This is a genomic window from Rhodococcus ruber, from assembly GCF_016804345.1.
Taxonomy (GTDB): Bacteria; Actinomycetota; Actinomycetes; order Mycobacteriales; family Mycobacteriaceae; genus Rhodococcus; species Rhodococcus ruber.
Map to the genome: position 1 here is coordinate 2,043,971 of NZ_CP044211.1, position 12,619 is coordinate 2,056,589.

12 protein-coding genes are annotated in these 12,619 nt (G+C 70.5%); 6 read left to right on the forward strand and 6 right to left on the reverse strand.

The features are described 5' to 3' along the window. Position 1 precedes the first annotated feature (1 nt). The 3 genes from lhgO to F1734_RS09655 form a co-directional block, all read right to left on the reverse strand. Positions 2-1,207 (reverse strand): L-2-hydroxyglutarate oxidase, encoded by a 1,206-nt coding sequence (lhgO, locus tag F1734_RS09645; protein WP_010592349.1) that lies wholly within the window; start codon positions 1,205-1,207, stop codon positions 2-4. Positions 1,208-1,316: 109 nt separating this feature from the next. Then, the gene (locus F1734_RS09650) at positions 1,317-2,513 is read right to left on the reverse strand and encodes an FAD-dependent monooxygenase (RefSeq protein ID WP_017681870.1); all 1,197 of its coding nucleotides are present in this window, start codon (positions 2,511-2,513) and stop codon (positions 1,317-1,319) included. Between the two features lie 37 nt (positions 2,514-2,550). Continuing rightward, complete coding sequence (locus F1734_RS09655; protein ID WP_010592347.1) at positions 2,551-3,801, reverse strand: MFS transporter; 1,251 nt, start codon at positions 3,799-3,801, stop codon at positions 2,551-2,553. A 48-nt stretch (positions 3,802-3,849) separates the two neighbouring features. Here F1734_RS09655 and F1734_RS09660 point away from each other — a divergent pair, with 48 nt between their 5' ends. From F1734_RS09660 to F1734_RS09675, 4 genes are all read left to right on the forward strand, one after another. Then, entirely contained in the window at positions 3,850-4,692 is an 843-nt protein-coding gene (locus F1734_RS09660) for an IclR family transcriptional regulator (protein WP_010592346.1), read from the forward strand. Between the two features lie 124 nt (positions 4,693-4,816). Beyond that, positions 4,817-5,887, forward strand: a complete 1,071-nt coding sequence (locus tag F1734_RS09665) for a cupin domain-containing protein (protein ID WP_010592345.1) — start codon at positions 4,817-4,819, stop codon at positions 5,885-5,887. Between the two features lie 6 nt (positions 5,888-5,893). Beyond that, complete coding sequence (locus F1734_RS09670) at positions 5,894-6,715, forward strand: fumarylacetoacetate hydrolase family protein (RefSeq protein WP_010592344.1); 822 nt, start codon at positions 5,894-5,896, stop codon at positions 6,713-6,715. A gap of 10 nt (positions 6,716-6,725) precedes the next feature. After that, complete coding sequence (locus tag F1734_RS09675) at positions 6,726-7,442, forward strand: maleylpyruvate isomerase family mycothiol-dependent enzyme (RefSeq protein ID WP_274382448.1); 717 nt, start codon at positions 6,726-6,728, stop codon at positions 7,440-7,442. 56 nt (positions 7,443-7,498) lie between these two features. Here F1734_RS09675 and F1734_RS09680 read toward each other — a convergent pair whose 3' ends face one another. Continuing rightward, the gene (locus tag F1734_RS09680) at positions 7,499-8,251 is read right to left on the reverse strand and encodes an ABC transporter permease (RefSeq protein WP_203011565.1); all 753 of its coding nucleotides are present in this window, start codon (positions 8,249-8,251) and stop codon (positions 7,499-7,501) included. Next, positions 8,248-9,177, reverse strand: a complete 930-nt coding sequence (locus F1734_RS09685) for an ABC transporter ATP-binding protein (RefSeq protein WP_203011566.1) — start codon at positions 9,175-9,177, stop codon at positions 8,248-8,250. Before F1734_RS09685 ends, F1734_RS09680 begins: the two co-directional genes overlap by 4 nt. A 132-nt stretch (positions 9,178-9,309) precedes the next feature. Between F1734_RS09685 and F1734_RS09690 the strand changes: the two genes are divergently transcribed. Together F1734_RS09690 and F1734_RS09695 are read left to right on the forward strand one after the other, a co-directional pair. Then, positions 9,310-9,687, forward strand: coding sequence for a hypothetical protein (locus tag F1734_RS09690; protein ID WP_203011567.1), 378 nt, complete (start codon positions 9,310-9,312; stop codon positions 9,685-9,687). A gap of 168 nt (positions 9,688-9,855) precedes the next feature. Then, positions 9,856-10,632: an alpha/beta fold hydrolase gene (locus tag F1734_RS09695; protein WP_203011568.1), complete on the forward strand. Its 777-nt coding sequence runs from the start codon at positions 9,856-9,858 to the stop codon at positions 10,630-10,632. An 85-nt stretch (positions 10,633-10,717) separates the two neighbouring features. Here F1734_RS09695 and F1734_RS09700 read toward each other — a convergent pair whose 3' ends face one another. Next, positions 10,718-12,583, reverse strand: coding sequence for a 3-oxoacyl-ACP synthase III family protein (locus F1734_RS09700; protein ID WP_119699576.1), 1,866 nt, complete (start codon positions 12,581-12,583; stop codon positions 10,718-10,720). Positions 12,584-12,619 lie beyond the last annotated feature (36 nt).

The following is a 12,619-nucleotide window of genomic DNA, read 5'->3' on the forward strand; positions in this document are numbered from 1 at the left end:
GTCAGGTCCGCAGGCCCGCCCGTTCGAGGGCCGCGTCCACGAGGTACTCGGCGATCGCCATCGACGACGTCGCGCCGGGGGAGGGCGCATTGCGCAGGTGCACCACCCGCCCGTGCCCGGTGATGACGAAGTCGTCGACGAGCGAGCCGTCGGCGTCCATTGCCTGCGCGCGGATCCCCCGCGGGCCCGGCAGCACGTCGGCGACGGTCAGTCCGGGCACGTACTTCGCGGCCTCGGCGACGAACCGCCGGATGCTGACCGCCGTGCGCAGCTCGCGCATCGCGGCCGGGACGTTGCGTGCGGCGAACCTGCGGAAGCCGGGGAAGAGCACGGCGTCGCGCAGGTCCCGCAGCGACCTCGACCGGCCGTCGTACGCTTCGCGTCCCGGCGCCAGGAATGCGTTGGGCCCCAGCATGATCGCCCCGTCGATCCGTTTGGTCAGGTGGACCCCGAGGAACGGGTACCGCGGATCGGGCACCGGATAGATCAGTCCGCGCACCCGCCCGGCCACGTCGGGCCGCAGCAGGTGGTAGTCGCCGAGGAACGGCACGATCGCGGGCGTCGCGGGGTCCCCGGCGTCGTGGGCGAGCCGGTCCGACTGCAGGCCCGCGCACGTGATCACCAGGTCGAAGCCGTCCGTGCCGGTGCCGGTGCCGACGAGCACCTCGTCGCCGCGGGGGCGGATCGCCGTGACGGGTGTGGCCAGGCGGACGGTGCCGCCCGACGCCGTGACGTCGTCGGCGAGGGCGGTGGTCACCGCGACGTAGTCGACGATCGCGGTGTGCGGGGAGTGCAGCGCGGCGATGCCGCGCGCGTGCGGCTCGATGTCGGTGATCTCCTCCGGCCCGATGCGGCGGATCCCGGGCACGCCGTTGGCGACGGCGCGTTCGTGGATGGCGTCGAGCCGGTCGAGCTCGCTCGCGTCGAGTGCGACGACGATCTTGCCGCACTCGTCGTACGGCAGGGCGCGGGCGGCGGTGAACTCGGCGAGCAGGTGCACCCCGCGCCGGCACAGGCGCGCCTTGAGGCTGCCGGGCGGGTAGTACAGCCCGGCGTGCACGACGCCGCTGTTGTGACCGGTCTGGTGCGCGGCGAGCCGGGGCTCCTTCTCGAACAGCGTGACGTCGGCGCCGTGCGTCGCCAGCTCGCGCGCGGTGGCGGCCCCGATGATCCCCCCACCCACGACGGCAGCCCGCAGTGACCCCATGCGCGCCAGCCTACGAGCCCGTGGCCGAATGTCACACCGGTTCGATTCAATCGAACCGGTGTGACATTCGGCCCGCGCATTCGGGCGATCGGACCGGCGACGGTGGGAGTCAGCGGTGGCGGTCGGAGCTGTAGCCCCAGAGCCAGTCGGTGTACTTGTAGCTCGACGTGTCGCGGGTGCGGAACAGTTCGTTGCGGGCCTCGCGGCCGGCGCCGTCGAGGTGCCACAGGTCGCCCCACATGCGGCCGGTGGTGAGGATGCGGTTGCAGCGCGGGGCGCGTTCGGCGTTGACGTCACGCAGGATCTGCGGCCAGTTGGCGTTGTCGCCCCGGTAGTCCTCGGCGGCGTAGTCGGCCAGGCACTTGGCGTCCTCGAGGGCCATCACGGCGCCGGAGGCGAGGTACTGCAGCGGGGGATGGGCGGCATCGCCGAGCAGGATCATGCGGCCGTCGACCCAGTTGTCGATCGGGTCGCGGTCGAACATCGGCCACCACCGGTCGGTCCACAGGTACTTCAGCGCGGTCTGCACGCTCTCGTGGCAGTGGTCGTAGGCGTGCGCGAGTTCCTCGGGGCTGCCCCACTTCTCCTCGCCGCGCAGGAAGGCGGGCGACTGGAAGACGGCCACCTGGTTGAGCATCTCGCCCTGGCGCAGCGGGTACTGGATGAAGTGGCAGCGCGGGCCGATGTAGCCGACGACGTCCTCGATCTCCTCCTCGAGGGGGACCTCGTCCATCGGGAACGTGCCGCGGAAGGCGACGTACCCGGAGCCGACCGGCTTGTCGTCGGACAGCTTCGGGCGCAGCCGCGAGTGCAGGCCGTCCATGCCGAGGGCGATGTCGCCGACGTGCTCCTCGCCGCTCTCGAGGATGACGCGGACCTTGTCGCCCTCGGTGACGACGTCGTGCACGGCGGCGTCGGTGCGCAGGTCGGCGCCGGCCCGGCGGGCGGCCTCGACGAGCACCGAGTGCAGATCGGAACGGTGCACGACGAAGTACACCCCGCCGTAGTGCTGCTGGTAGTCGTGGCCGAGGTCGACCTTGGTGAGGATCTCGGCGGTGACGGCGTCGCGGAAGACGAGGTTCTTCGGCAGGACCCCCTTGGAGATGACCTCGTCGTAGACGCCGAGCGCCTGGAGGATGCGGGAGCCGTGCGGGCCGATCTGCAGTCCGGCGCCCACCTCGCCGAATTCCGACGCGCGCTCGAACAGCGTGACCTCGGCACCCCGGAGGGCGAGGGCGAGGGCGTTGGCGACGCCGCCGATGCCGCCGCCGGCGACGAGAACCCGGGCGTCCTTCAGATCGGACATGACACTCCTTGTGATCGGTATCGGGATGAGGGGTGGATCAGTGGGCGAGGATCGGGCCGCGCGGCGCGTCGTCGCTGACGGGGAATCGCTTCCACACGACGGTCAGCAGCAGCGAGGCGATCAGTGCGCTCACGGCGAAGAGGATGAAGTTGGAGTTCGCGCCCAGCCCGGCGGCGAGCAGCCAGCCGCCGATCTGCGGGGCCGCGACGGCGCCGATCCGGCCGACACCCAGAGCCCAGCCGAGCGCGGTGCCGCGCAGGTGGTCGGGGTAGTAGGAGGCCACCGCCGCGATGATCAGGCACTGCGTTCCGTGGGTGCCGACGCCGGCGAGCACGAAGATCGCGTACACGATCGCGGTGGGCGGGGAGAGCAGCAGGGCGAGCAGCGCGACACCGGCGACGAACGCGGCGACGATGCTCGTGGGCACGGTGCCGAACCGCACGCCGCCCCACGCGGTGATGAACGAGCCGGCCACCGCGCCGAGGTTCAGCGCGAGCGCGAAGGTCAGGGCGCTGCCGAGGTCGGTGCCGGTGTTCTGCATGAGCTTCGGCAGCCAGGTGCCCAGGCCGTACCAGGCGAGCAGCGTCACCACGGTGACGAGAGCGAACATGACGCTGATGGTCCGGAACCGCGACCCGAGCAGCTCGCGGAAGCCGCCGCCGGTGGGGGCGTCCGTCTTGGAATGCGTGTCGGGCAGGTACTTCAGCGCCAACGGCACCAGGACGAACAGGGGCACTAGGGCGAACAGGAACATCGGGCGCCAGCCCCAGTGGGGAATGACGGGGATGCCGAGCAGGGCCGCGACGGACCCGCCGATCGGCACGCCCGACATCATCATCGTCGCGACGGCCGCACGCCATCGCGGCGGGACCAGTTCGGCGGCCAGCGCGTTCGACGTGGGGACCAGGCCGCCGAGGCCCAGGCCGGCGATCAGCCGCATCGCCCCGAACATGATGGGGCCGGTGGCGACGGCGCAGAGCGTGGTGAACACCGACAGCACCACGACGCAGCCGATGACGGCCTGCTTGCGGCCGATCGCGTCGGACAGGCGCCCGGCGAGCACCGCGCCGATCATCATGCCGAGGAAGGCGAGGCTGCCGAGGGTGCCGGCGGTCGCGGCGCTGATGCCCCACTCGTCCTGGAGGCTCGAGATGACGTTGCCGTAGACGATGAGGTCGTAGCCGTCGAAGACGACGAACAGCCAGCAGACGATCACGGCGAGCGCTGTCCCGCGATGCAGGACGATCGTGCGGTCGCCGGTGGCGACGGCGTCGGGGGAACTGTGCATGCTTCTACCGTGATGCGCCCCACTCCGCCGCTGCAATAAAGTTCTGTTGTGCAGAAAAAACCGTCGGCGCCGAAGAGGGCGTCCAAGACCATCACCCGGCCGTCGTACGCGCTCGAGTCGGTGGACAACGCGCTGCGGCTGCTGCAGATGCTCCGCGACGTCGGCGCGCTGCGGCTCAAGGACGCCGCGGAGGAACTCGGGACGGCGCCGTCGACGGCCCACCGTCTGCTCTCGATGCTGGTCTACCGCGGGTTCGCCGTGCAGGACGAGAAGCGCCGCTACCATCCCGGGCCGGCGATGGGGGTGGGGCCCGCACAGCAGGGCTGGACGCGCGAGCTCGCCGACCTCAGCAGGCCGCACATGGAGGCGCTGGCGATCCTGACCGGCGAGACGATCAACCTCGTCGTCCGGGTGGGGTCGCAGGCCCGGTTCCTCTACTCCGCGGAATCCGAGTCGATGCTGCGGGTCGGCGACCGGCAGGGCCAGGTGCTTCCCGCGGAGCTCACCGCCGGTGGTCGAATCCTGTTGGCGGAGTTGCCGAGACAGACGCTGGAGCAGCTCTACCTGCGACCGCCCGAGGAGCCGCACGTCGATCCGCGCCCGACGGTGGGCTACGGGGTGGACCGCCGGCTCGCCCCCGGCGAGTTCGAGGTGTTCCTCACCGAGCTCGAGGCGGCCCGCAAGGTGGGGTTCGCCGTCAACGTCGAGCAGACGGAGGAGGGGGTCGCCGCGTTCGGCGTCGCCGTCCGCAACGGGCACGGGCGGGCGATCGCGGCGCTCACGGCGGCGGTGCCGATCACGCGCTACCGCCAGCACCTCGACGGCTCTCTCGTCTCCCGGATGCGGACCGCGATCCGGGGGATCGAGGTCGAGGTAGCGCACATCGAGTGACGCGGGGCGATGCGGCACGGATCGGGCCTCGAATTCCGTATAGCAGAATTGCATGGGCGGCGCGGGACCGGGCGACCTACGTTGAGAGCAACGCCGCAGGTGTCCCGCTTCACGAGGAGAGGTCATGACCGCAACCGAGAACACCGATCCCGAGCTGCAGCAGCTCTACACGGACTTCGAGGCCGAGCACCTCAACCCGCTGTGGACCCAGCTCGGCGACCTGATGCCGATGGTGCCGACGTCGAAGGCCGTGCCGTTCGTGTGGAAGTGGTCGACCCTGTACCCGCTCGCTCAGCGGGCCGGTGACCTCGTCCCTGTGGGCCGCGGCGGTGAGCGGCGTGCCATCGCCCTGGCCAACCCCGGACTCGGCGGCGTCCCCTACGTCACCCCCACGCTGTGGGCGGCGATCCAGTACCTCGGACCCAAGGAGACCGCGCCCGAGCACCGGCACTCGCAGAACGCCTTCCGGTTCGTCGTCGAGGGTGAAGGCGTGTGGACCGTGGTCAACGGCGATCCGGTGGCCATGTGCCGCGGCGACTTCCTGCTCACCCCCGGCTGGAACTTCCACGGGCACCACAACGAGACCGACCACCCGATGGCGTGGATCGACGGCCTCGACATCCCGTTCGTCAACTACACCGACACCGGGTTCTTCGAGTTCGGATCCGACGGCGTGACCGACGAGTCCACCCCCGACGTCTCCCGGTCCGAGCGGCTGTGGGTGCACCCGGGCCTGCGCCCGCTGGTCGGTCTCGACGCCAAGGCCAGCTCGCCGATCGCGTGCTACCGCTGGAAGTACACCGACGCCGCGCTGAACGAGCAGCTCGCCCTCGAGGACGAGGGCTACGCCGCCACCCCCGAACCGGGCCATGCCGCGATCCGGTACACCAACCCGACCACCGGCGGCGACGTCATGCCCACCATCCGCGCCGAGTTCCACCGGCTGCGGGCCGGCGCCCACACCCGCACCCGGCGCGACGTCGGCTCGACCGTGTTCCAGGTCTTCGAGGGCGAAGGCCGGTTCCACCTCGGCGGCACCGACCACGACGTCACCAAGGGCGACATGATCGTCGTGCCGTCCTGGGTGGAATGGTCGCTCGAGACCGACGGCGGCGTCGACCTGTTCGCCTTCTCCGACGCCCCCATCGTCGAACGCCTGCACTTCAACCGCACCTACATCTCCGAAGGAGCCTGACCCGACATGCGACTCGCCACCCTCCGCCTCGACGGCACCACCGCCGCCGTGCGCGTCGATTCCGACACCACCGCCACCGTCGTCGACGGCTACGCCGACCTGTCCGCACTGCTGGCCGACCCGACCTGGAAGACCGTCGCCGAGCAGGCCGCCGGCCGCACCGTCGACCTGACGGACGCCGACTACGCGCCGGTCGTGCCCAACCCCGGCAAGATCGTCTGCGTCGGCCTGAACTACGCCACCCACATCAAGGAGATGGGCCGCGACCTGCCCGAGTATCCGACGCTGTTCTCGAAGTTCAAGGAGGCCCTCACCGGCCCCTACGACGACGTGATCGTCCCCGAGTACGCCGCCGGTCAGCTCGACTGGGAGGCCGAGCTGGCCGTCGTGATCGGCAAGCAGGCGTACCAGGTGTCCGAGGCCGACGCCGAGCAGTACATCGCCGGCTACTCGGTGATCAACGACTACACGATGCGCGACTACCAGTACCGCACGCTGCAGTGGGACCAGGGCAAGACCTTCGAGAAGACCAGCGGCTTCGGTCCGTTCCTGAGCACCGACTACACCCTCGGCAGCCGCATCGAGACCCGGCTCGAGGGTGAGGTCATGCAGTCGGCCACCACCGACGACCTGGTGTTCACCCCGGCCAAGCTGGTGGACTACATCTCCCACATCGTCACCCTGCAGCCCGGCGACGTCATCATCACCGGCACCACCGGCGGGGTGGGGCACGCCCGCAAGCCCGCCCGCTACATCGGCGACGGGGAGACGGTCGAGGTCAGCATCGAGGGCCTCGGTACGGTGCGCAACAAGACCGTCGTCAAGTAGGAGCATGCCTGTGGGGTTCAACGATCTCGACCTGTCCGAGCGGCTGCTGATCGCCCGGCGCGGCACCGCGTACTTCTCCCAGCGGCTCGCCGAACTCACCGACGACGAGCTGGACACCCCGACCGCGCTCGAGGGATGGACCCGCAAGCACCTCGTCGCGCACGTCGGCTACAACGCCGCGGCGTTGTGCCGGCTCATGGACTGGGCGGCCACGGGCGTCGAGACACCCATGTACGCCTCCACCGAGCAGCGCGCCCAGGAGATCGCCGAAGGCGCCACCCTGAACGCCGCGGCGCTGCGGAACCTGTTCGCCCACACCGTGGCCCGGCTCGACGAGAAGTGGCGGCACCTGCCGGAATCGGCGTGGCAGGCACAGGTCCGCACCGCACAGGGCCGGATGGTGCCGGCCGAGGAGACCGCGTGGATGCGCACCCGCGAGGTGTGGATCCACGCGGTGGACCTGGGCAACGGCGCGCGCTTCGGCGACTTCCCGCCCGTCGTCCTCGACTCGCTGCTCGACGACATCGTGGGCATGTGGCGCAAGAAGGACCTCGGCGCCGGTCTCGTGCTCGAGGTGCAGGGCCGCGCCCCGATCGCGGTCCGCGACGAGCCCGGCACGACCGCGAAGGTGAGCGGCCCGCTCGCCGCCGTGGTGCGCTGGGCCGCCGGGCGTGGCGCCGTCGGCCTCACCGCCGGCGCAGAGGAGAAACCACCGCGCTGGCTCTGACCACCGCATACGGCAACGGGGGCCTGCGACCGGAGACGGTCGCAGGCCCCCGACGCTCAGCGCGTGTCCTCGGCGTGCAACCGCCACGCGATCGCAGCGACGCTGACGACCAGGAACCCGGCCATGACGGCAGCCGCACCGAGATCCCAGCCTCGATCCAGCCAGGGTCCGCGCAGCAGTCGCGCGGCGTAGGTGAGGGGGATGCCGTCGCCGAGCCGGCCCATCGTGGTGGGCAGGATCTCGCGCGGCGGGCCGGCGCCGCCGAGCATCATGAAGGTGAAGAACAGCAGCACCCCGAGGCCCTGGGCGGCGCGTGCGGTGGGCATGAGGATTCCGAGCAGCGCGCCGAGTGCGGCGAAAGCCGCGGTGACGAGTGTGTAGGCGGCGGCGAATCCGAGTGGGTTTCGCGGGAACGGGGCGTCGTAGCCGAGTATGGATGCGGCCGTCAGCAGGATCACCCCGGCCGTGGCGATGGCGGCGGTCACCGCCATGTGCGCGGCGACCAGTGTCGCGGGCGCGATCGCCGAGGCCCGGAAGCGTCGTAGTACCCCCTGCTCCCGGTAACCCGCAAGGTGTACCGACAACGACAGCACCCCCGCCGTCGCCGCCACCAGCGCCACGTAGGAGGGCGTGTAGAAGTCGATGGCGCGCAGCCCCTCCCAGACCGTCGGATCGGCCCGCTGGCTGCTGAAGGCACCGTTGAGCACGTACAGGATCACCACCGGCAGCACGAGGACGAACAGCACCGTCAGCGGTTCCCGAGCGAAGAGCTTGATCTCCACCCAGGCCATCGCGGCGAACGTCTTCATCCGCCGCTCCCGGAACCCGCACCGTGGTCGGCCGTCAACGCGAGGTAGGCATCCTCGAGTGTGGACAGCTCGGGCCGCAGGTCGTCGGGTTCGATGCCCCGCGCGACGAGCGCATGGGCGACGCGGGCGAGCAGCGGCCCCGTGCCGCTGACCCGGACCGTGCCGTCGGGTCCACGGTCCACGGCCGCGACGCCGGACACGGTGCCGACGAAGTCGAGATCGGTGTCCGGGGGAGCGGTGAAGTGCACCTGCTTGACGGGCTGGTACGCGGCGACGAGGTCGGCCGGCGTGCCGCCGGCGATCACGCGGCCGTCGACGAGCACGGCCAGACGGTCACAGAGCCGCTCTGCCTCGTCCATGAAGTGAGTCACCAGGATCACGGTCGAGCCGCGGTCCCGGACGGCAGCGACGAGATCCCACGCGATCCGACGCGCGGCCGGGTCCAGACCGGTGGTCATCTCGTCGAGGATCACCAGCTTCGGATCGGCGATCAGTGCCAGGGCGACGAACAGACGCTGTTTCTGGCCGCCGGACAGCTCACCGAATGCGGCCTTACGCCGCTCCGCCAGGCCCCACTCCTCGAGCAGGTGCTGCCACGGTGGCCCGCCCGGATTGATCGTGGAGAACAACTGCAGCGCCTCGCCTACGCGCAAGCGGTCCGGTAACGCCGAATCCTGGAGCTGGCTGCCGACGATGCGCCGCACGCGCATCGGTTCGGTGACGGCGTCGTACCCGAAGACCTCGACACTGCCGGCGGTCGGACGCCGCAGCCCCTGCACACATTCCACGGTGGTGGTCTTGCCCGAGCCGTTGGGGCCGAGCAGTCCGAAGATCTCCCCCTGCTCGACTCGGAAGGACACGTCGGCCACGGCGACCGTGCGCCCGTACTGCTTGCGTAGTCCCCGCACCTCGACTGCCGCCCCCATGGGTTCACCGTAGGCCCGTCGTCCGGATTCCGTCCACGGTGATCCTGTTGCGACGCGAAGGCAGTGGACCCGGGGCCTCGGCCTCTACCTTCCCTGCGCCCCGCCGAGGAGACTGACCCGCAAGAAGGCGCGGTGTGCGAGGAGGCGCTGGTCGTGCGCTGGGATCTGGGGATCGAGGGTGTGGGACTGCTCGCTGCCATGTCGCTGGGGTTCGGACTGATCGCGCACCTGATCGTGGGGAGAGGTGTGACGAGACGGCTGTGGCTCGTCTCGGCGATCGCGTATTTCGTTGCGGGAATTGCGGTCAGTGAAGTCTGGTTCGGCTGGGCGACAGAGGAGGAGCTGCAGCCGAACATCGACGGGCTGTCCGTCGACGAGGTCCACCTGGTGACTCTGGCAGGTCTTGTTGCAGCCCTGATCGCGCGGTATGTGGTGCGGAGGAAGAGACGCGGCGGGGATCGATCGGGGATCCGCATCCGACATTCCGGGAGAGCCGGCGAAGACCTGTAGGGCCGGCCGGTACCTGATCGAGAAGATCACGGCGATCGGGGTCCGCCGGACCTCGGCGCGGGGCATGATCTGCTCGGCCGCGGATGCGGGACGTGGGCCTGACGATCGGCTACCACCCTGCACGCACCGGAACCGGGTGCAACACGTCGGCGCTGGAAGGATGTCGGCATGAGCGAAACACACACCGTCGCATTCGGCGACGTGGAGATCGAGGTGCTCGTCGACGGAACCGGTCCGGCCGTGGTGTTGCTGCCGTCGCTCGGCCGCGACTCCTACGAGTTCGATCCGATCGCAACCGATCTCGCCGCCGCGGGCTTCCGCGCGATCCGCCCCCAGCCCCGCGGCGTGGGCACGAGCCGCGGTCCGCTCGACGACCTCGATCTGCACGACCTCGCCCGCGACGTCGCCGAGGTGATCGAGCGGCTCGGGGCGGGCCCGGCCGTCCTCGCGGGGCACGCCTTCGGCCACTACGTCGCGCGGGTCCTCGCGACGGATCGGCCGGACCTGGTGCGCGGGGTCGCGATCCTCGCCGCGGGTGCCCGCCGGTTCCCGGAGTCGCTCACCGAGCGCGTCGCCAAGTGCTCCGACCTGACCCTGCCGGACTCCGAGCGGCTCGAGCACCTGCGGGCGGTGTTCTTCGCCGACGGGCACGACCCGTCGGTGTGGCTCGACGGCTGGTGGCCCGAGGCGATCGTCGCGCAGCGCCGCGCGATGGCCATCACCGACAAGGAATCCTGGTGGCCGTTCGCCCCGTCGCCGCTGCTGGACCTGCAGGCCGGCGACGACGTGTTCCGCCCGGCATCGACGCGGGCCGAGCTCACGGAGGAGTTCGGCGCCGACCGGGTCGCCGTCGTGCTGATTCCCGGCGCGGGACATGCCCTGATCCCCGAGGTTCCGCACGAGGTCGCGGACGCGCTCGTCGGCTGGGCCGGCACGTTGCCGTGACAGAGCACAGCCGCTCGGCCCCCAGTCGTCCGCCACTGCAATTGCAGCAGCGGACGACTGGGGGCCGAGCGGGTAGCCGGGTCGGCTACTGTGCGATCGCCACGACCGACGGGTCGATCCGCATCACCGAGTAGCCGGCGACGGCCCCGGCGCCGAAGCCGGGTGCGAAGATCCGCACGGGCTCCGTGATGACGCCGTCGCGCACCGCGTCGTGGATCGCGAGCGGGATGCTCGCCGACGACGCGTTGCCGACCTTCTCGATGTTGAAGTACAGCCGGTCCGCCGCGAGTCCGGCCTTGGCCGCCAGGTCGATGATCATCGTCTTGTTCGCCTGATGCGGGACGACCAGGTCGATGTCGTCGAGCAGCGACTCGCCCTTGTCGAGGCCGGGCAGGGCGCGGACCTCGTCGAGCATCTGCGCCAGGTAGCGGCCCGCGAGGCTCTTGACCTCCGGCCCGTACACCGTGATCGCGTTGTCGAAGTCCGGGTTGGGCCAGATGATCGAATTGACCTCGCTGGTGGGTCCGCTCGCGTAGGTCTGCAGGTACTCGATGTCGGGTTCGGCACCCTCGGGGGCGACGCCGACGACGAGCGCGGCCGCACCGTCACCGAAGATCATCCGGGACGGACGGACACTGCCGATCTTGTCGGAGAACTTCTCCACGCAGACCACGAGGACGGGACGGCGGATCTGCTGCAGGATCCGGGTCGCCTCGGCCAGCCCGTACGGCAGTCCCGCGCACGCCGCGACCAGGTCGAACGACGCATGCGTCTGGGCGATGCCCAGTTCGCCCGACAGGTACGTCGCGAGCGAGGGGATGAGCCGGTCGCTGGTGCAGGTGCACACCAGCACCGCCCCGATGTCGGCCGGGCCGACCTGGGCCTTCTCGACGGCCGCGCGGGCCGCCTGCAGGGCGAGCTCGGAGAACGAGCCCGACGTGTAGCGGCGCTGCTCGATCCCGGTCTTGGCGGTCACCTCGTCGGCGGTCATGGCCGACCAGTTGTACGCCGAGTTGCGGATCAGGTCCTCGTTGGTGCACACCACGTCACCGTGCGCGACGGCGAGCGCCTCGATGCGCGGCTGCACCGCGAAGTCGCGGCGCACGTCGATCGTCGGGTACGGCGTGGCCGGCGGGACGGGCTCGACCGCGGCGCGCTGGGGCGCCGGCGCGGTCCGGCCCGAGGTGACCCGCGAGATGAACCGCTGCACGTGCCGGTCCCGGGGGTGGAACACCACGACGTAGTCGTCGTCGCGGAGCTGGCCGACCTCGACGAGTTCGACCTGCTTGCGGTCCCAGGGCTGCTGGTTGTGCAGCACCATGGACCAGCGCCGCAGCGCCTCGAGCGCGGGGACGTCCTCATGGCAGTCGAGGATCTCGTCGTAGCTGTAGACCCGGAAGTTCGGGTCGTAGCTGCCGAGCCGCAGCGTCATGTTCTTCGGATCGGCGGTGAGCTGCGCGACGGTCGGCTTGACCGTCGGCAGGGCGCCGGCGACGTGCTTGCGGGCGGCGAAGACGTCGAAGACGGTCTCGAAGATGCAGTCCTCGGCGGCGTCGTCCCAGCCGGCGGGCAGCTGCCGGAAGGCGGCTTCCACCTCGGCGACCTTGCTCTCCTGATCGGGCCACGGCGTGAGGACCGGCATGTACAGGTCGTCGCGGGTGCGCGGCACGTCGGCCCAGCGGGTCGGCCGCTTGTCGAACATGGTGAGCGCGAAACGGTTGGCCCAGTACGCATTCAGTGCGACATCGCGCAGGAGTTCGACCTTGTTGCGGTAGTCGCCCCGCGTGTGGCGGGCGAGGATCTCCGAGGCCGTCGGCGCCTTGGTGTCGAAGTCGCGGCGGATCACGGAGTCGAGCTGCTCGACGTCGGTGACGGTCGAGAAGTCGATGTCGGGAAAGAAGTTGGAAGGGAAGACGATCCGCCCGTGGCGGTTCGTTTCGAAGGGCTGCATGTGCCGGGCCGTTCAGTCGAGGGTGAGTTCGTGGAG

Coding starts and splice junctions, on each gene's coding strand:
- lhgO (WP_010592349.1), bottom strand. CDS start 1,207: ATGGGGTCACTGCGGGCTGCCGTCGTGGGTGGGGGGATCATCGGGGCC.
- F1734_RS09650 (WP_017681870.1), bottom strand. CDS start 2,513: ATGTCCGATCTGAAGGACGCCCGGGTTCTCGTCGCCGGCGGCGGCATC.
- F1734_RS09655 (WP_010592347.1), bottom strand. CDS start 3,801: ATGCACAGTTCCCCCGACGCCGTCGCCACCGGCGACCGCACGATCGTC.
- F1734_RS09665 (WP_010592345.1), top strand. CDS start 4,817: ATGACCGCAACCGAGAACACCGATCCCGAGCTGCAGCAGCTCTACACG.
- F1734_RS09670 (WP_010592344.1), top strand. CDS start 5,894: ATGCGACTCGCCACCCTCCGCCTCGACGGCACCACCGCCGCCGTGCGC.
- F1734_RS09680 (WP_203011565.1), bottom strand. CDS start 8,251: ATGAAGACGTTCGCCGCGATGGCCTGGGTGGAGATCAAGCTCTTCGCT.
- F1734_RS09685 (WP_203011566.1), bottom strand. CDS start 9,177: ATGGGGGCGGCAGTCGAGGTGCGGGGACTACGCAAGCAGTACGGGCGC.
- F1734_RS09695 (WP_203011568.1), top strand. CDS start 9,856: ATGAGCGAAACACACACCGTCGCATTCGGCGACGTGGAGATCGAGGTG.
- F1734_RS09700 (WP_119699576.1), bottom strand. CDS start 12,583: ATGCAGCCCTTCGAAACGAACCGCCACGGGCGGATCGTCTTCCCTTCC.